This is a genomic window from Bradyrhizobium sp. USDA 4474, from assembly GCF_054057515.1.
The window spans coordinates 1,538,486-1,555,963 of record NZ_JBSRZJ010000002.1 but is presented as its reverse complement, the minus strand read 5'-3'; the positions used below and the strand labels follow the sequence as shown (position 1 = coordinate 1,555,963).

The following is a 17,478-nucleotide window of genomic DNA, read 5'->3' as shown; positions in this document are numbered from 1 at the left end:
GCCCCGTCATGCCAGACGCCATCCTGAGTCAATCTGCCTTCCTCACCTTGTCCGGAATTTCCAAGCGTTACGCCGGCGTGCGCGCGCTCGAAGGCGTCGACTTCGCCTGCGAGCGCGGCAAGATCCACGCGGTGCTGGGCGAGAATGGCGCCGGCAAGTCGACGCTGATCAAGATCATCGCCGGCGTGGTCCAGCCCGATAGCGGCACCATGCGGCTGGATGGTCGTGATGTCAGCTTCGCGACGCCGTCGGCGGCCAATGCAGCCGGCGTCGTCTGCATTTTTCAGGAATTGTCGCTGATGCCCGACCTCTCGGTCGCGGACAACATCTCGATCGCGTCGCCGCCGCGCCGCTTCGGTCTCATCGACGCACGGGCGCAGCGCCGACGCGCCGAGCAGCTGCTGGCCGAGATCGGTTGCGAGGACGTCAACCCGCTGATGCGCGTGCGCGACCTGCCGCTGTCGCGGCGCCAGGTGGTGGAGATCGCCAAGGCCCTCGGCAAGAAGCCGCAGCTTTTGATCCTCGACGAAGCCACCTCGGCCCTCACCAGCGCGGATGTCGAGAAGGTGTACGCCATGCTGGCGCGGCTCAAGGCCGAGGGCGTTGCCATCCTCTACATCTCGCACCGGATGCACGAGGTCGAGGCGCTTGCCGACCGCGCCTCCGTGTTCCGCAACGGACGCCATATCGAGACCTTCGACAAGGGCAAGCGCTCGACCGCCGACATCGTTCAGCTCATGATCGGGCGCGACATCGCGGCCCAATATCCGCCCAAGCCTGCGCGGGAAGCGCCGAAGCCGGTGCTTGATATCGAGAATCTGAGCTGGGACCGGCACCTCGACCATATCTCGCTTCGCGTCGGCGCCGGCGAGATCGTCGGCCTCGGCGGGCTCGATGGCCAGGGACAGAAATCGCTGCTGCTGGCGCTGTTCGGCGTGCTGCGCGGCGTCTCCGGGCAGATCACCGTCGAAGGCCGCGAGGTGCGTCCAGCGTCCCCGGCCGCGGCGAAATCGGTCGGCATCGCGCTGGTGCCGGAGGATCGCAAGACCGAAGGCCTGATGCTGCCGATGTCGATCGCCGACAATCTGGTGATCGCCTCGCTCGACGCGATCTCGAAGGGACCTCTGGTCGACCGCGCCCGCGAGAACGAGGCGATCAAGCGCGCCATCGCACGGCTGCAAATCAAGATCGGCGCGCCGGGCGATGCGGTATCCACGCTGTCAGGCGGCAACCAGCAGAAGGTCGTTCTCGCCAAATGGCTGATGACCGACCCCAAGATCATCCTGCTCAACGACCCCACCCGCGGCATCGACGTCGGCACCAAGCAGGAGCTTTACCGGCTGATGCGCGAGCTCGCCGACCAGGGCGCCGCCATCCTGTTCTACTCGACCGACTACGATGAACTCATTGGCTGCTGCAACCGGGTGGCGATCATGTATGACGGCCGCATCGTGCGCGAGCTCGAAGGCGACGACCTCACCGAGACTAATATCATCGCGAGCGCGCTGAACATCGACGGCGCGACGCCGGAGAGTTCCGGAGCCGCCCATGCTTGACGATGTCGCCATCCGGATTCGCCAGAACATCGGCATCGTCACCGCCGTCCTGTTGTTCGCGGTCCTCTATCTGCTCTACAATTTCGCTCACCCCAAGGGCTTCTCCTCGGCGGTTCTGGTGCAGAACGGCGACGAGATCTTTGCGCTTGCCATGCTGGCGATGGCCCAGACCGTGCCGGTGCTGGCATCGGGGCTGGACCTTTCCGTGGGCGCCGTCATGACCATGGTGGGCTGTTTCGCGAGCTATCTGCTCACGGGCGTGGCGGACGGCACCCCGCTGCATCTCGAGATCTTCGGCCTGCATCTCGGTCTTGGGACGTTTCCCGGTGGCGTCAGCGGTATCCTGCTCGGCATCGTTGTGTGTCTTGCGACCGGCGCGCTGGCCGGTTTCATCAATGGCTGCATCGTCGTCTATGGACGCATCCAGCCGATCATCGCGACGCTCGCGACCGGCGCTGTTTATATCGGCATCGCGCTGTTCCTGCGGCCGACGCCGGGCGGCAAGATCGACGAGGATCTCAACTGGGCGCTGACCAATTCGCTCGGAGATTTCGCGGCGACGGTTCACATCTTCGATGACGGCGCGGCAAGCTGGTTTGCGCCGGTCGCCTGGATTCCGGTGCCCTTCGTGCTGCTGATCCTGATCGCGCTGCTGGTCTGGGTGCCGTTCCGCCGCTCCGTGCTTGGCCGCGCCGTCTATGCGGTCGGCTCGGCTGAAGGCGCCGCCTACATGTCGGGCCTGCCGATCGACCGCGCCAAGATCGCGGCCTTCACGCTCGCCGGCTTCTTCGCCGGCTGCGGCGGCCTGTTCCTCGCCATCCAGACCTCCTCGGGCAATGCCGACATCCCGCAGGCCGGCGCCTACACGCTCAACTCGATCGCCTCCGTCGTGATCGGCGGCACGTCGCTGCTGGGCGGGACCGGCAGCGCGATCGGCTCGATCTTCGGCGCCATGGTGCTGCGCGTCATTTCGTTCTTCTTCCGGATCTTCGACATCGCGCCGCTGCTGCAGCCGCTGTTCGAGGGCCTGATCCTGCTGGCGGCGGTCAGCATCGGCGCGCTGGGGGTCCTGCGCGTCAAGAATACGCTGGAGCTGTTTCGATGAGTTCGGCCTCTCTCAGTCTCTCGCGCGACGACCGCCCGATCCTGATCGCGGCCCTGTTCATCCTCGTCATCCTGGTGGCCGGCACGGTCTATACCTTTGCCCGCTTCGGCAGCGCACCGTTGTTGTCGCCGACCTATTTGCTGCAACAGCTTCAGATCGGCGCCTTCCTCGGCATCGTCGCCGCCGGGATGATGATGGTGATCCTGATCGCCCAGATCGATCTGTCGGTGCCCTGGACGCTCGCCGCCGCCGCCATGATGGCGACGTCGATCGGCGGACCGCTCGCCATTCCGGTCGGACTCGGCATCGGGCTTTTGGTCGGCCTCATCAACGGCATCGGTGTTGCGTATCTGCGCGTGCCCTCGATGATCTTCACCCTCGGCGTCAACGCGGTGATGCGCGGCCTGATGGTGGCCCATACGGGCGGTTATGCGCCGCAGACCGCCGCCACCGATCTGATGCGGATGCTCGCCGGCGACCGCACGTTCGGTATCCCCAATGCCTTGTTCGTCTGGGCCGGAGTGTCTGTCATCGTTGCCGTCATCCTCCAGCGCACAGCGCTCGGACGGTACGTGTACGCCATCGGCAACAAGGAGGCAGCCGCGTATCTCGCTGGCGTCGATACCCGGCGCATCACCGTGATCTGCTTCGTGCTCTGCGGCCTCGCCGCCGCGCTCGCCGGCGTGCTACTCGCCGGCTACTCCACCAAGGCCTATCAGGGCATGGGAGATGCCTATCTGCTGCCATCGATCGCGGCGGTCGTGATCGGCGGCACGAACATCCTCGGCGGCCGCGGCCGCTATCTGGGCACGCTGATCGGCGTCGTGCTGATCGTGCTGCTCAACAGCGTGCTGTCGATCATGGACATGCCCGAGGCCGGCCGCCAGGTCATTTACGGCCTCGTGATCATCTTCATGCTGCTGGTCTACGGCCGCGGCGAACGCGTCACGAGTTGACGCGACGCCGCGAGCACGTCCTTAAACCGCCGCGCGCGTGTTGAGATAGATCGAATACAGCGAGGTCTGTCCGCAGATGTAGAGGCGGTTGCGGCGCGGGCCGCCGAAGCAGACGTTGGCGACGATCTCGCCGATCGGGACCGTGCCGAGATGGGTGCCGTCGGGCGCATAGCAGAACACGCTGCGGCCCGCGGAGGTCCAGATATTGCCGTGGATGTCGACGCGAAAGCCGTCATAGAGCCCGTCCGGGCAGGTGGCGAACAGCGAGGCTTCCCCGACGGTCTGTCCTTTCACCTCATAAGACCAGATCGTCGGCGGCAGCCCGCGCACATGCGTGGCGCCGGTGTCGGCGACGTAGAGCCTGGTTTCATCGGGCGAGAAAGCGAGTCCATTGGGCTGCACTCGGTCGGACACGACGCGCGTGATGGCGCCGGAGTTGGCATCGATCCGGTAGACGTTGGAGGCGCCGATCTCGGACGGGCTTTGCTGCCCTTCATAGTCGCTGTCGATGCCGTAGGTCGGATCGGAGAACCAGATCGAATTGTCCGATTTGACAACGGCATCATTGGGCGAATTCAGCCGGCGGCCCTCGAAGGCGTCGGCCAGCACGGTGATCGAGCCGTCGTGCTCGGTCCGGCTGACGCGCCGCATGAAGTGCTCGCAACTGACCAGCCGTCCTTGTCGATCGGTGGTGTTGCCGTTGGAGTTGAAGCTCGGCGCGCGGAACACCGACACGGAGCCGTCGGTTTCGTCGAAGCGCATCATCCGGTTGTTCGGAATGTCGGACCAGATCAGGTAGCGCCCGGCCGGAAAGTAGGCGGGGCCCTCGGCCCAGCGGCAACCGGTGAAAAGCTTTTCGAGATTGACATGGCCGATGACCAGCCGCTCGAAGCGAGGATCGTGGGCGACATAGGGGAGCATGCGTCCTCCTTGGTGAGCCGCAGATTCTTCAAAGCTGCCTGCGTGCCGGTCCTTACTTTGATCGACCTTGCCGAATTTGCAAGAGTGCCTGGCAGCAAGGGCAAAAACGAAATGCCCGGGCTCGGCCCGGGCATCGCGCGCTTGCGGAGCCGCCCTTCCGCTTACTGCGACAGCTTCACGAAGTTCGGAAACTTCAGCTTGCCATCCGCGATCTTCTCGGGCCAGACCACGACCTGCTTCTCGTCCTGCCATTGGAAGACCAGGCCGGTCACCGCGCCCGGACCGGACTTGATGCCATGGGTGAACTCGTCGTCCTTGCCGTAGAACTGGATCTGGCCGATCGTGCCCTCGAAATTGGTCTTCTCCATCTCCGCGACCATCTTGTCCGGATCGGTCGAGCCGGCGCGCTTGATGGCGTCGGTGATGATGTAGACGTCGTCATAGGCGGTGTAGCCGGTATAGGCCGGCGGCGTGCCGAACTTGGCCTTGAAGGCGGCGGCGAACGGTTTTGTCTTGGAGGTGACGGCAACATCGGGCGTCGCGACTGCGAGCGACGGCACGCCGTCGGCCGCGCCATTGGTGTCCTTCCAGAAGGTCGGGCTCAGCGCCTGCGCGCTGATGCCGAACATCGGGATCGGCACCTGCTGGTTCTTCCACTGCACCGTCGGCTGCACGCCGACATGCGAGATGCCTGTCACGATCACGTCGGGCTTCTTGGCCTCCATGTTGTTGAAGATCGGCGTGAAGTCGGTGGTGTCGGGCGAGAAGCGCACGTGCTCGACAACCTTCAAGCCCGCCTTGGGCAGGCAGGCCTCGTAGCCGATATCGAGCGGCTTGGTCCAGGCGGCGTCCTCGCTCATGATCGCGACCGTCTTCATGTGCATCTTGTCGACGAGCAGGTCCTTCGCCGCGTCGCAAACGAGCTGCGCTTGCGCGGCCGAGGTCAGATAGCCGTGGAAGGTGTACTTGTTCTTCTCGTAGTCGCTGTGAACAGCCTTGGTGATCTCGTTCGAGGCGGCGCCCGGCGTGATCAGCGGCATCTTCAGCCGCGCCGCCCAGGGCTCCAGGGCCAGCACGACTTCGGAAATGTAGCTCGCGATCACCGCCGAGACCTTGTCCTCGCTCACCGCGCGCTGGAACGCGCGGACCGAGTCGGCCGAGGAGCTCTTGTTGTCATAGGTGACGATCTCGACCTTGCGGCCGAGGATGCCGCCCTTGGCGTTGATCTCGTCGGCGGCGATCTGTGCGCCGCCCGGCGTCGCAGCCCCCGCGATCGACTGCACCTCGGCGATGACGCCGATCTTGATCGGATCGTTCGCCTGCGCGTAGGCGGGGGCGGCGAGGCACAGCGCCAGCGCCGAGGTGAGGAGGGCAGAACCCAGAGCCGTCGATGATCCCATGGTCGTTTCCCTTTCTTTTGTTTTCCTGCGTTTTTCCGTTGTTGATAGTTTTTCGGTTGTTGATACGTGATTAGAGAAAATCGGCGCCGGCCTCCGCGGCGAAGCGGCCGGGATCGCCCTCCCAGACGATCCGTGCGTGTTCCAGCACATAGACGCGGTCGGCGTGCGGCAGCGCGAAGGTGACGTTTTGCTCGCCGAGCAGCACGGTGATCGACGTGGTCTGCCGCAGCCTCGTGAGCGCCTTGGAGAGCAGCTCGAGGATGACGGGCGCGAGGCCCAGCGTCGGCTCGTCCAGGATCAGGATCTGGGGCTGCATCATCAAGGCGCGGCCGATTGCAAGCATCTGCTGCTCGCCGCCGGACAGTGTCTGCGCCATCTGGCCCTGGCGTTCTCTGAGGATCGGGAACAGCTCGAACAACCAGGCGAGCTGCTTCGCCCTTGCGTCGTCATCGAGATGCTGGCCGCCGAGATCGAGATTTTCGCGCACGCTCATCTCGCCGAACAGCTCTCGCGATTCGGGGCACTGCACGAGGCCGCTGCGCGCGATCCTGGCGGGGCTCGTGCCGCGCAGCTTCTCGCCGCCGCGCACGATTTCACCGGTGTAGGGCAGGAACCCGGAGATGGTGTTGAACAGCGTGGTCTTGCCGGCGCCGTTGAGGCCGACGATGGAGACGAACTCGCCCTCGTGAATATGGATCGAGACATTCTCCAGCGCCTGCGCCTTGCCGTAATGGACGCTGACATTCTCGACCTGCAGCAGCGGCACCCTGTCCTTGAAGCTGGTCTCCGGCCGGGCATGGGTCTCGATGGCGCCGCCGAGATAGACCCGCCGCACCGTCTCGTTCTTCATGACCTCGTCGGCCCTGCCGGTGACGATCTCCTCGCCGAGATACATCGCCAGCACGCGATCAACGAGTGCCGCGACGCTCTTGACGTTGTGATCGACCAGCATCACCGCACGGCCCTCGTCGCGAAAACTGCGGATCAGGTCGGAGAACACGTCGACCTCGGCACGGGTCAGGCCGGCGAAGGGCTCGTCGACCAATACCACCTTCGGATCGCGCGCGATGGCTTTCGCGAGCTCGAGTCTTCGCAAATCGGCAAAGGGCAGCGTCGGCGGGCGGCGATTCATCACGGCTCCCAGGCCAACGCGGTCGGCGATCCATTTGGCGCGCTCGACCAGCGCCTTGTCCGGGAACAGCATGAACAGGCTGTCCGGCAGCAGCGCCACCATGATGTTCTCCAGCACCGTCTGCCGGTTCAGCGGCCGCGAGTGCTGGAACACCATGCCGAAGCCTTTGCGCGCGATCTTGTGCGCGGGCAGGCCGGCGACATTCTCCCCTTCGAAGATCACGTCACCTGATGTCGGGCGCTCGATGCCCATCACGCTCTTCATCGCGGTGGACTTGCCCGAGCCGTTCGGCCCGATCAGGCCAAAGATCTCGCCCGCATTGACGTCGAAGCCGAGATTCTTCACCGCGGTCAATCCACCGAAGCGTTTGGTCAGGCCGCGGACTTCGAGCACGGGCCGGTTGGAAAGCCTCTGATCCATTACGAGCGAGCCTCGCGCGAGAGGGCCGCTCCGAGAAAGCCGCCGGGGAAGAACAGGACGACGAGCAAGGCGACCGCCGAGACGATGAAGGTCGCGAGCTCGCCGGTCGGCCGCAGAAATTCGCCGGCCACGATCAGGAAGATCGCGCCGAGCGCAGCGCCCAGCACGGTGCGTCGGCCGCCGAGCACGGCGGAGACGATCACGTTGACGCCGACCGCGACGTCAACCACGGTGCCGACCGAGGCGGTGCCGAAATAGAACACCAGCAGCGCGCCCGACAATCCAGAGAAGAACGCGCTGACGACGAAGGCGGCGAGCTTGTGCTTGACGATGTTGAAGCCGAGCGCGCCTGCTTGCACCGGATCCTGGCCGCTGGCTTGCAGCACGAGGCCGACAGGCGATTGCGACAGCCCGTACAGGATCGCCGCCGAGATCGTCATGAAGCCGAGCGCGATCCAGTAGTTGGCGCCGGCATTGATGGTGATGACGTCGGGGATTGTGAGCCCGATCTCGCCGCCGGTGAGATCGGCGAACACGACGACGAAGTTCTGCAGCATCAGGACCGCGACCAGCGTGGTCAGGCCGAAATACGGCCCGCGCACGCGCAAGGCCGGCAGCGCCAGCACGAGACCGGCGATGACGGAAGCGAGCGCGCCGAGCACGATGCAGGCGTACACCGACCAGCCGAACTGGGCATTCAGGATGCCGGCGGTGTACGCGCCGACGCCGATCAGGAACGTCGGGCCGAAATTGACTTCGCCCGCGAAGCCGAACAGCAGGTCCCAGGCCATCGCGAACACGCCGAAATAGAACGCGACGGTGAGGAGGCCGAGCACATAGCCGGAGACATAAAGCGGCAGCGTCGCCGCGACGATGACGAGCGCCAGCGAGACGAAGAACAGGCGCGAGGTAAAGAAGCCAGCCATCTCAGCGCCTCCCCAGAAGGCCCTGGGGCCGGATGTACATCACGAACACGAGCAGCAGCAGCGCCGGAATGGTGCGGTAGGCGGGCGAGACCAGATAAGCGGTCAACGTTTCGAGATAGCCGACAACGAAGGCTGCGATCAGCGAGCCGGAGACGCTGCCGAGGCCGCCGAGCACGACGATCGAGAACGCGCTCGCGGTCAATGGCCCCACGCTGTAGGAGCTGACCCCCAAGAACATGCCGAGCAGCACGCCGGCAATGCCGGCGAGGATGCCGTAGATCGTCCAGACCACGATGTAGATGTTGGTGAGCTCGAGGCCCAGCAGCGTCACGCCGCGGGGATTCATGGAGGCCGCCAGCACGGCCTTGCCGGTGCGGGTGCGGTTCACCAGCAGCCACAGCAGTCCGATCACGAGGCAGCACACGATCGCGGTGAAGATCTCGTTTGTCGGCGTGCGGACGCCGAGGATGTCGACGACGCCTTCGACGATCGGCAGCACCGTCTTGGCGTTGTTGGTGAAGAAATAGGCGATCAGCTCCTGGATCATGATGCCCCAGAGCAGGGTGCCCGTGAGGACGAAGATCTCCTTTTCCTCATTCGGAATGCGCCGGGAGTCCTGAATGGGCTTCACCACCGCGAAGTAAGTGGCGAACGCCGTGAGGAGCGCGACACCGACCCCGATCAGCGCGCCGGCATAGGTGCCGACGCCGAGGATGCTGGCGGCGGCCCAGGCCGCCACCGCTGCCGCCACCATGATCGCGCCGTGGGAGAGGTTGAGCACGCCTGAGACGCCGAAGATCAGCGTGAAGCCGGTGGCACCGAGAGCGTAGAGAGCGCTGATGGCAAAGCCATCGATCAGGATCTGGAAAGCTCGCATCTATGATTGGCCGGGTGGCAGCCTGGCTGCCGCTTTGAGGAAAGGTGCTGCGGGAGGGGCCGCAAGTGGAAGCTCCCGGGAGGTCGTCCCGGGAGCGTCTCCGATCAGTTGCTGAGCTTGATGAAGCTCGGGAACTTGATCTCGGTCTTGGCGACGTCCTTGGGCCAGACCGCGATCTGCTTGCCGTCCTGCCATTGCAGCATCAACCCGGTGATCAGGCCCTTGCCGTATTTGATCGAGTGAGTGAACGGATCGTCCTTGCCGTAGAATTGGACGCGGCCGATCGTGCCTTCCCAGTCGGTCTTCTCCAGCGCATCGACCAGCTTGTCGGCGTCGGTCGAGCCGGCGCGCTTCACGGCATCGGCGAGGTAATAGACCTCGTCGTAGGCGGTGTAGCCGGCATAGGAGGGATAGTTGCCGAACTTCTTCTTGAAGTTTTCCGCGAACGGCACCGACTTCGGCGTCACGGCCACGCCGGGCCCGGAGACGCCCTGGTAGAGCACGCCTTCGGCCGCCTGGTTGGTGTCCTTGGCGAAGGTCTCGTTGGTCGCCTGCGACGAGATGCCGAACATCGGGATCGGCACCTGCTGGTTCTTCCACTGCACCGTCGGCTGCACGCCGACATGGGAGATGCCGGTGATGATCACATCCGGCTTCGAGCCTTCGATCTTGTTGAAGATCGGGGTGAAGTCGGTGGTGTCAGGCGAGAAGCGGATGTGGTCGAGCACCTTCAGCCCGATCTTGGGCAGGCACTCCTCGTAGCCGATATCGAGCGGCTTGGTCCAGGCGGCGTCCTCGCTCATGATGACGGCGGTCTTCATGTGCAGCTTGTCGACGAGCAGATCCTTGGCGCCGTCGCAGACCGAGAGTGCCAGCGCCGCCGAGGTCAGATAGCCGTGGAAGGTGTACTTGTTCTTCTCGTAATCGGCGTGGACGCTCTTGCTGATCTCGTTGGAGGCCGCACCCGGCGTGACGAACGGCGTCTTCAGCCGCGCCGCCCACGGTTCCAGCGCCAGCACCACTTCGCTGATGTAGCTGGCGATGACGGCATTGACCTTGTCCTCGTTCACCGCGCGCTGAAACGCGCGAACGGAATCTGCCGAGGAGGAGTGATTGTCGTAGCCGATGATCTCGATCTTGCGGCCGTCCACGCCGCCCGCGGCGTTGATCTCTTCGGCGGCGAGCTGCGCCGCCTGCGGGATCGATGCGCCGGCAATCGCCTGCGCTTCCGCGATCACGCCGATCTTGATCGGATCGGCCGCAAAGGCCGCACCTGAGGCCGCCAACAATGCGCCCGCCGCGGCCGCACCAAACGCACTTCGCAATGCACCAGAGAGTGCTTTATTCATGTTGTTATCTCCCTTCACTCAAGCTTCTTTGAGCAATTGGGGCGGACTATAACGGCGAGAGCATCCTCGGCAAGTAAAACTGTATTCAGGATTGTACGATGGGGACTAAAGTCTAGCTGCGCAAATATCGGGCACGGCAGACCCGGTATTCCGCACCCAGGCATGCAGATTTCGTCGGCGGGCATGCGAGTGTATCGCGGGTGTGCAAGGCAGCCGTCGCGCAGGCTCAGCGCGCTTGCAGCAACGATGGGTCGAGCGGTTGAAGCCGGCCCGGGTCGAATGGCGCGAGGCTCACGTCTCGTGTCACGCCATCCATGATCAGCTGCGCCAAGGCTTCGCCGGTGGCGGGCGCATTCAGGATGCCCCACACATTATGCCCGGTCGCGACATAGAGCCCTTCGCTTTCCGGTATCCGGCCGATCAGCGGCAGGCCGTCTTCGGTCACGGGGCGGAAGCAGGCCTGCTGCGCCATGATCATCTCCGGGCGAAACAGCGGCGACAGCCGTTCGGACATGGCTTGCAGGCGCACGATCGCCTCGCTGTCAGGCGTCACGGTCGCCGGATCGAGGGGCAGCGGCGCGATGTCGGAGAGCGCGGTGATATGCGCGCTTCCATCGGCGCGTGGAAACACCTCGATCGACGCCGCGTCGCCATCGATCTCGGTTTCCAGGAACAACGCATCGGCGGGTGCGTTGGGGCCGAGGTCGTACACGATGCTCGGGCTGCGCTGTCCATAGCAGGCTCATCCATTGCGCCGCGAGCAGCGACCACGGTCCCATCGCGATCACAACGGCATCGGCTTCGATGATGCCGCCGTCGATCTCGACACCCTTCGCGCGCCTCCCATCCGCATCGCGGACGATGCCGGTGACGCGGTCATGGCGAAGCTCGGCGCCATCTGCGATCGCCGCATTCATCATCGCCAAGGTGAATTTCCTGGGATGAACGATCGCGGTCGTCTCGGTCGTTCCGATGCGCCGTGCGATGACGATGCCCTCGCTCAGCCAGTCGAGCACGGACGGCGCATTCCGGCGCGGGTCGCGATCGGGCGCAACATAGCCGCTATACGTGCTCATCGGCCGATGGCCCCAATCGCCTGCAATCTCTTCCGGCAATTGCGCGTGAAGCGCGAAGCTGCGACGTGCCAGCGCATCGAGCGGCGTGCCGGCGCACCAGTCCCGCGCGAGGAAGCCGCCAGCCTTGCCAGATGCCGCGGCTGCGATGTCGGTTCGCTCAACCACGATGACGTCGACCCCGCGACGACGCAGGAAGTAGGCCGTGCAAGCCCCGATCACGCCGCCGCCGCAAATCACAACGCGCATGGATTCGACATCGATGATTCTTCTCTCAACGACGATGCTATCCGGACAATACGGCGCCGGCGAGGTCCGGCGGCGCCGCTGACTGTTGTCACGGACGATGCCGCATCATTTGCGCATGGCTGTTCCGCTCGTGCAGGAGGCGACCCATTCGTGTCGTGCTCGACCGGGCCCCAGTTTGGGCCCCGTCAAGCCTTGACCTCGCCCCTATTGCTGCGCAGAAGTTTTTGCACGAAAGGTCGCAGCCAATGGTGCAAGGTGTCATCACATTGATCGTGTTGCTCGGGACCGCGTATGCGGCCGGCTATGTCACGCGCGATTTCAAGTCCCGCAAACGGCGTGCCGCGGCTCGCCGCTCGGGCGGCTACACGCAGCCGGACTGGCTGAGCCCGACCGTGCCCGCGAACACCAACGACACTCCGCTCCCCGCCCTCGGTGAACTCGGCCAGATGCTGGATCGCTGGGAGACCAGGGCCCGCACCCGCCGCGTGGGATAACCCGACCTACCAGGAATTGCACGGGCCGACTGGCAAACAGCCAAGCCTTGGTCAACCACCTCGCGTCAAAATATTCCGCTTTACCGAAATTCGGATTTGGCGTATGTGTCGCCGATCCTGATCCGGCGAAAAGGGGCGGTCGTACGTCGTCACGAGCCGCGGATCGGGCTGCGGTGGACGTGGGCGGCGCCGTCGCGGATGTGAGTGGCAGGGCGGGGCAGTGGATTGAGCCGAGCCTCGTGAGCACCTCGCAAGCCGCGTCGGACGAACGGCGCCGTGTCCGGCCAAGCCCTTTGGGCGAAGCGGGATCTGCCTGCGTACGGCAAAACCGTGTGGTCCTGGCCGTCGTCGCTACGGTCAAGTCTTGCGGATGCGGCATCGGCGCCAACCGGCGCGCTGCCGGTAACTTCCGTAAGGCGAGGGAGGCCAGAAGGAATTCGGCTCCCGGGAGAGCACGGCATAAGCCGTCCGACCACTGCGCAGGGAAGGCCGTGTGTTCGGCCACACCTGTATGCTGCTGTGCGGTCTCCTTGCGCTACGCTTTCGCGCAGCAGACCGTGGGTGCGAGGTCGGCACCCGGCCTTCCCTGCGCCCTTCTGTCGAGGGCGTGACGAGACGAGCAAAACTCGGGCGCAACGCGCCGCGGGAAGGCGTAGGTGTGTCTGATGTTTCAGAGTTCATCGCAGGGGAGCATTCTCGTGCCCCGGGGTCGCAACGCAGCGCTTCCGCGTTGCACTGCGTCCTGGACACCGAGGCAACCAGGTCAGTTCCCCTGACCATCTTTTGGCGTTGCAGTTGCTGCCATTTCTCGTCTAGAACGACTTCACTGGGCCTCCCGGCAACCAGCCGTCAACGGTTTTGATCGAGGATTCGGGGCTCAAAGGGTCTGGCAATGCTGATTCGCGGCCAAATTGATGGGATTTCGGGGGAGGCGGCACTGGCCGCCGCCACGATCCCGGCCGTGCTGCTGCCCACCCTCCTTCTTGGCGGGCTTCTTCTTACTTGCCCCTGAGGGCCGGCTGGGCGCAACGCGCCTGGGCGCTCAGGGGTTGGTCGAGATCACCGGATACCTCAGGCGCCCGGCAGACTGGCGCGAAAGCTCAAAAGGAATTTTGCAATGGCCCCCGCGAACAAGTCCGATAAGGACCGCGTCATCATTTTCGACACCACGTTGCGCGACGGCGAGCAGTGCCCCGGCGCTACCATGACCTTCGAGGAGAAGCTCGAGGTCGCCGAGCTGCTGGATGATATGGGCGTCGATGTCATCGAAGCCGGCTTCCCCATCACCTCCGAAGGCGACTTCCAGGCGGTCAGCGAGATCGCCCGCCGCTCCAAGAATTCGATCATCGCCGGACTGTCGCGCGCCCATCCGGCCGACATCGACCGCTGCGCCGAGGCGGTGAAATTCGCCAAGCGCGGCCGCGTCCACACCGTGATCGCGACCTCGCCGCTGCACATGCGGGTGAAGCTGAACAAGACCCCGGAGGAGGTGATCGAGACCTCGGTTGCGATGGTCGCGCGCGCCCGCAACCAGATCGACGACGTCGAATGGTCGGCCGAGGACGGCACCCGCAGCGAAATGGACTATCTGTGCCGCATCGTCGAGGCCGTCATCAAGGCCGGTGCGACCACGGTGAACATCCCCGATACCGTCGGTTACACGGTGCCGGAGGAATACACCCACTTCATGAAGACGCTGATCGAGCGCGTGCCGAACTCCGACAAGGCCGTGTTCTCCGTGCACTGCCATAACGATCTCGGCATGGCGGTTGCGAACTCGCTGGCCGGCGTCGTCGGCGGCGCGCGTCAGGTCGAGTGCACCGTCAACGGGATCGGCGAGCGCGCCGGCAACGCCGCGCTCGAAGAGATCGTGATGGCGATCAACGTGCGCAACGACAAATTCCCGTACTGGAACAAGATCGACACCACGCAGCTCACCCGCGCCTCGAAGCTGGTGTCGGCGGCGACCTCGTTTCCCGTCCAGTACAACAAGGCGATCGTCGGCCGGAACGCGTTCGCGCACGAGAGCGGCATTCACCAGGACGGCGTGCTGAAGGATGCCTCCACCTACGAGATCATGCGGCCCGAGATGGTCGGCCTGAAGCAGTCCTCGCTGGTGCTCGGCAAGCACTCCGGCCGCCATGCCTTCGTGCACAAGCTGGAAGAGATGGGCTACAAGCTCGGCCCCAACCAGCTGGAAGATGCGTTCACGCGGATGAAGGCGCTCGCCGACCGCAAGAAGGACATCTATGACGAGGACATCGAGGCGCTGGTCGACGAGGAGATGGCGGCCTCGCACGACCGCATCAAGCTGACCTCGCTGACCGTGATCGCCGGGACCCATGGCCCGCAGCGTGCGACCATGAAGCTCGACGTCGAGGGCCAGATCAAGATCGAGGAGGCCGAAGGCAACGGTCCTGTCGACGCGGTGTTCAACTGCATCAAGCGTCTCGTTCCGCACGAGGCCAAGCTCGAGCTGTATCAGGTCCACGCGGTCACCGAAGGCACCGACGCGCAGGCGGAAGTCTCGGTGCGGCTGTCGCACGACGGACGTTCGATGACGGCGCGCGCCGCGGATCCGGATACGCTGGTGGCCTCGGCGAAAGCCTATCTCGGCGCGCTCAACAAGATCGTCATGAAGCGCCAGCGCGACACCGTGACGACGGCTGCGGCGAGCTGACGCGGCTTGCTTCGCCTCTCCCGTTTGGGGGAGAGGCGGCTTTGTCGTTCATCATGAATGGCAGCCCTGCGAACGACCGATAGCGGCTCAATGCGCGAGTCGCTATTGATGCTCCCGGCTTGGGGATAGACGCCCGCGTTGGGCGGCCCGAGAGAACAACAAGAGAATAACAGGGAGAGATCATGCGCACCTTCGCGATCGCGGCGTCCATTGCGGCATTGACTTTGAGTCTTGCCGGCCCCGCCAGCGCCGACCCGATCATCATCAAGTTCAGCCACGTCGTCGCGACCGATACGCCGAAGGGCAAGGCAGCCGAGAAATTCAAGGAACTCGCCGAGAAATACACTGGCGGCAAGGTGAAGATTGAGGTCTATCCGAACTCGTCGCTCTACAAGGACAAGGAAGAGCTCGAGGCGCTGCAACTCGGCAGCGTGCAGATGCTGGCGCCGTCCAATTCCAAGTTCGGACCGCTCGGCATCCGCGAGTTCGAGGTGTTCGATCTGCCCTATATCCTCCCTGACCTGAAGACGCTGCGCAAGGTGACGGAAGGCCCGTTAGGGGCAAAGCTGCTCAAACTGCTCGAGCCGAAGGGCATCACCGGTCTTGCCTATTGGGACAACGGCTTCAAGGAGATGAGCGCCAACAAGAAGCTGGTGGCGCCGAGCGATTATCAGGGCGTCAAATTCCGCATCCAGTCCTCGCGCGTGCTGCAGGCGCAGTTCAAGGCGCTCGGCTCGCTGCCGCAGGTGATGGCGTTCTCGGAGGTCTATCAGGCGCTGCAGACCGGCGTGGTCGACGGTCAGGAGAACACCTGGTCGAACATCTATACCCAGAAGATGCACGAGGTGCAGAAGTACATCACCGAGACCAACCACGGCTACATCGGCTACGTCGTGATCGTGAACAAGAAGTTCTGGGATGATCTTCCGGCCGACGTCCGCGACCAGCTGTCGAAAGCAATGAAGGAAGCGACCGACTTCAACAACGCGCAGTCGCAGAAGGAGAACGACGACGCGCTCGCCGAGATCAAGAAGAGCGGCAAGAGCGAGATCATCAAGCTCACGCCGGAGCAGGACGAGGCGATGCGAAAGGCGATGGAGCCCGTCTACAAGGACGCGGCAAGCCGCGTCGGCCAGCCGTTGATCGACGAATTCCAGAAGGAAGCCAAGAGCACGACGAACTAGTCTCGACCTACGACGATGAGGCTTCCGTGCGGTTTGCACGGAAGCCGCTTGTTGCGAATGATTTCCGGTTCTGGCTGAACCAAAATTCACGGCCGTTACATCTTCGTTAGAACGCCCTCTCTGTCCAAGTTGTAAGTTGCGCCTTGGCCCCGGGCACCTCATCTTCAGGGCACCCTTCCAAAGGAGGTTCGTATGAGGAAGTTCACCATCGCCGCCATCGCCGTGCTCAGCATCGCCGGCTCGGGAGCGGTCTATGCCCAGTTTCATCGCCCGTGGATGGAGCACTTCCGCCACATCCGCATGAACCCGGAAGACCGCGCTGCCATGGTCGACGCGCGGATCGCCGCCGTCCATGCCGGGCTCAAGCTCAATGCCGACCAGGAGAAGCTGTGGCCGCCGGTCGAGGCCGCCGTGCGCGACTTCGCCAAGCTGCGGCTCGACCGCGCCAATGCGCGGATGAACGCCGGTCCAGGGGACGCGGACCGGGATGGCGACAAGCCGGATGACCCGGTCGCCCGCTTGCGCCAGCGCGCCGACGACATGGGCGCGACCTCCGCAGCCCTGAAGAAGATCGCCGACGCCGCCGATCCGCTCTACAAGACCCTCGACGACGGCCAGAAGCGGCGTCTTGCCCTGCTGACCCGCCACCGCGGCCCCTTCGGCGACGGTGAGGACGGCCCGCGGCACCACTTCATGGAGCGCGGCATGGGCCGCATGATGGAACGTGGCATGGACCACTTCCGTGGCGGCGATCATTTCGACCGCGATAACGGCCCGGATCGGGAGGGGCGTCTTTGAGCGTAACGGGATTCCGCGGGAATTAACCCTGGAGAAGCCGCTGGAAATCCAGCGGCTTTTCGCGTTTCCGGGGCTGTGGAAGAAGCTTGGAAAACATGCGTCGCATCGCTTGCCATATCCGGATCGCTTTGCTAAACGACCGGCCTCGCAAGGCATTGACCGCCTTTCGGGCGCATAGCTCAGTTGGTAGAGCAGCTGACTCTTAATCAGCGGGTCCCAGGTTCGAGCCCTGGTGCGCCCACCAAGCAAATTCAGGTGCTTGCAGCGAATGGGCATCAGAACGGGACGTTTGGTTTGACGTTTTCGACGTCCGACCAGGACGAGCGCTGCTTACGCCTCGCCTCCTGATCTGAGGCGC

At 64.2% G+C, this 17,478-nt stretch carries 15 protein-coding genes and 1 tRNA gene; 8 read left to right on the top strand and 8 right to left on the bottom strand.

Translation table 11 applies throughout. The features are described from left to right. Window positions 1-8 precede the first annotated feature (8 nt). Genes ACVW16_RS09150 through ACVW16_RS09140 form a run of 3 tightly spaced genes read left to right on the top strand, consistent with a single transcriptional unit; the run spans window position 9 to window position 3,617 of the window. Window positions 9-1,556: a sugar ABC transporter ATP-binding protein gene (locus ACVW16_RS09150; RefSeq protein WP_456735952.1), complete on the top strand. Its 1,548-nt coding sequence runs from the start codon at window positions 9-11 to the stop codon at window positions 1,554-1,556. Beyond that, on the top strand, window positions 1,549-2,661 hold the full coding sequence (locus ACVW16_RS09145) for an ABC transporter permease (RefSeq protein WP_456698921.1): 1,113 nt from the start codon (window positions 1,549-1,551) through the stop codon (window positions 2,659-2,661). Before ACVW16_RS09150 ends, ACVW16_RS09145 begins: the two co-directional genes overlap by 8 nt. Then, the gene (locus ACVW16_RS09140; RefSeq protein ID WP_456698920.1) at window positions 2,658-3,617 is read left to right on the top strand and encodes an ABC transporter permease; all 960 of its coding nucleotides are present in this window, start codon (window positions 2,658-2,660) and stop codon (window positions 3,615-3,617) included. Before ACVW16_RS09145 ends, ACVW16_RS09140 begins: the two co-directional genes overlap by 4 nt. 21 nt (window positions 3,618-3,638) lie before the next feature. Here the strand turns inward: ACVW16_RS09140 and ACVW16_RS09135 are convergent, their stop codons facing one another. The 8 genes from ACVW16_RS09135 to ACVW16_RS09100 form a co-directional block, all read right to left on the bottom strand. Further along, window positions 3,639-4,538 (bottom strand): SMP-30/gluconolactonase/LRE family protein, encoded by a 900-nt coding sequence (locus ACVW16_RS09135; RefSeq protein ID WP_456735951.1) that lies wholly within the window; start codon window positions 4,536-4,538, stop codon window positions 3,639-3,641. Window positions 4,539-4,699: 161 nt separating this feature from the next. Further along, window positions 4,700-5,938, bottom strand: coding sequence for an ABC transporter substrate-binding protein (locus tag ACVW16_RS09130; protein WP_456698918.1), 1,239 nt, complete (start codon window positions 5,936-5,938; stop codon window positions 4,700-4,702). A gap of 70 nt (window positions 5,939-6,008) precedes the next feature. Next, complete coding sequence (locus tag ACVW16_RS09125; RefSeq protein WP_456735950.1) at window positions 6,009-7,490, bottom strand: ATP-binding cassette domain-containing protein; 1,482 nt, start codon at window positions 7,488-7,490, stop codon at window positions 6,009-6,011. Beyond that, window positions 7,490-8,416, bottom strand: a complete 927-nt coding sequence (locus ACVW16_RS09120; RefSeq protein ID WP_456698916.1) for a branched-chain amino acid ABC transporter permease — start codon at window positions 8,414-8,416, stop codon at window positions 7,490-7,492. The genes ACVW16_RS09125 and ACVW16_RS09120 overlap by 1 nt, the downstream gene beginning before the upstream one ends. Before the next feature lies 1 nt (window position 8,417). After that, the gene (locus tag ACVW16_RS09115) at window positions 8,418-9,293 is read right to left on the bottom strand and encodes a branched-chain amino acid ABC transporter permease (protein WP_456698915.1); all 876 of its coding nucleotides are present in this window, start codon (window positions 9,291-9,293) and stop codon (window positions 8,418-8,420) included. Window positions 9,294-9,397: 104 nt separating this feature from the next. Then, on the bottom strand, window positions 9,398-10,642 hold the full coding sequence (locus tag ACVW16_RS09110) for an ABC transporter substrate-binding protein (RefSeq protein WP_456698914.1): 1,245 nt from the start codon (window positions 10,640-10,642) through the stop codon (window positions 9,398-9,400). Between the two features lie 226 nt (window positions 10,643-10,868). After that, window positions 10,869-11,273 carry an NAD(P)/FAD-dependent oxidoreductase gene (locus ACVW16_RS09105; protein WP_456735949.1) on the bottom strand — a complete coding sequence of 135 codons (405 nt, stop codon included), beginning with the start codon at window positions 11,271-11,273 and terminating at the stop codon, window positions 10,869-10,871. Continuing rightward, the gene (locus ACVW16_RS09100) at window positions 11,185-11,964 is read right to left on the bottom strand and encodes an NAD(P)/FAD-dependent oxidoreductase (RefSeq protein ID WP_456735948.1); all 780 of its coding nucleotides are present in this window, start codon (window positions 11,962-11,964) and stop codon (window positions 11,185-11,187) included. The genes ACVW16_RS09105 and ACVW16_RS09100 overlap by 89 nt, the downstream gene beginning before the upstream one ends. 245 nt (window positions 11,965-12,209) lie before the next feature. On the opposite strand from ACVW16_RS09100, the gene ACVW16_RS09095 reads away from it, so the two are divergent. From ACVW16_RS09095 to ACVW16_RS09075, 5 genes are all read left to right on the top strand, one after another. Then, window positions 12,210-12,458 carry a hypothetical protein gene (locus ACVW16_RS09095; RefSeq protein ID WP_456735947.1) on the top strand — a complete coding sequence of 83 codons (249 nt, stop codon included), beginning with the start codon at window positions 12,210-12,212 and terminating at the stop codon, window positions 12,456-12,458. 1,117 nt (window positions 12,459-13,575) lie between these two features. Further along, window positions 13,576-15,138, top strand: coding sequence for a 2-isopropylmalate synthase (locus tag ACVW16_RS09090; RefSeq protein ID WP_456698911.1), 1,563 nt, complete (start codon window positions 13,576-13,578; stop codon window positions 15,136-15,138). A gap of 182 nt (window positions 15,139-15,320) precedes the next feature. Next, window positions 15,321-16,322, top strand: coding sequence for a TRAP transporter substrate-binding protein (locus tag ACVW16_RS09085; RefSeq protein WP_456698910.1), 1,002 nt, complete (start codon window positions 15,321-15,323; stop codon window positions 16,320-16,322). 192 nt (window positions 16,323-16,514) lie between these two features. Beyond that, window positions 16,515-17,120, top strand: a complete 606-nt coding sequence (locus tag ACVW16_RS09080; RefSeq protein WP_456698909.1) for a Spy/CpxP family protein refolding chaperone — start codon at window positions 16,515-16,517, stop codon at window positions 17,118-17,120. A 168-nt stretch (window positions 17,121-17,288) separates the two neighbouring features. After that, window positions 17,289-17,364, top strand: a tRNA-Lys gene (locus ACVW16_RS09075). The last annotated feature ends 114 nt before the right edge of the window (window positions 17,365-17,478 follow it).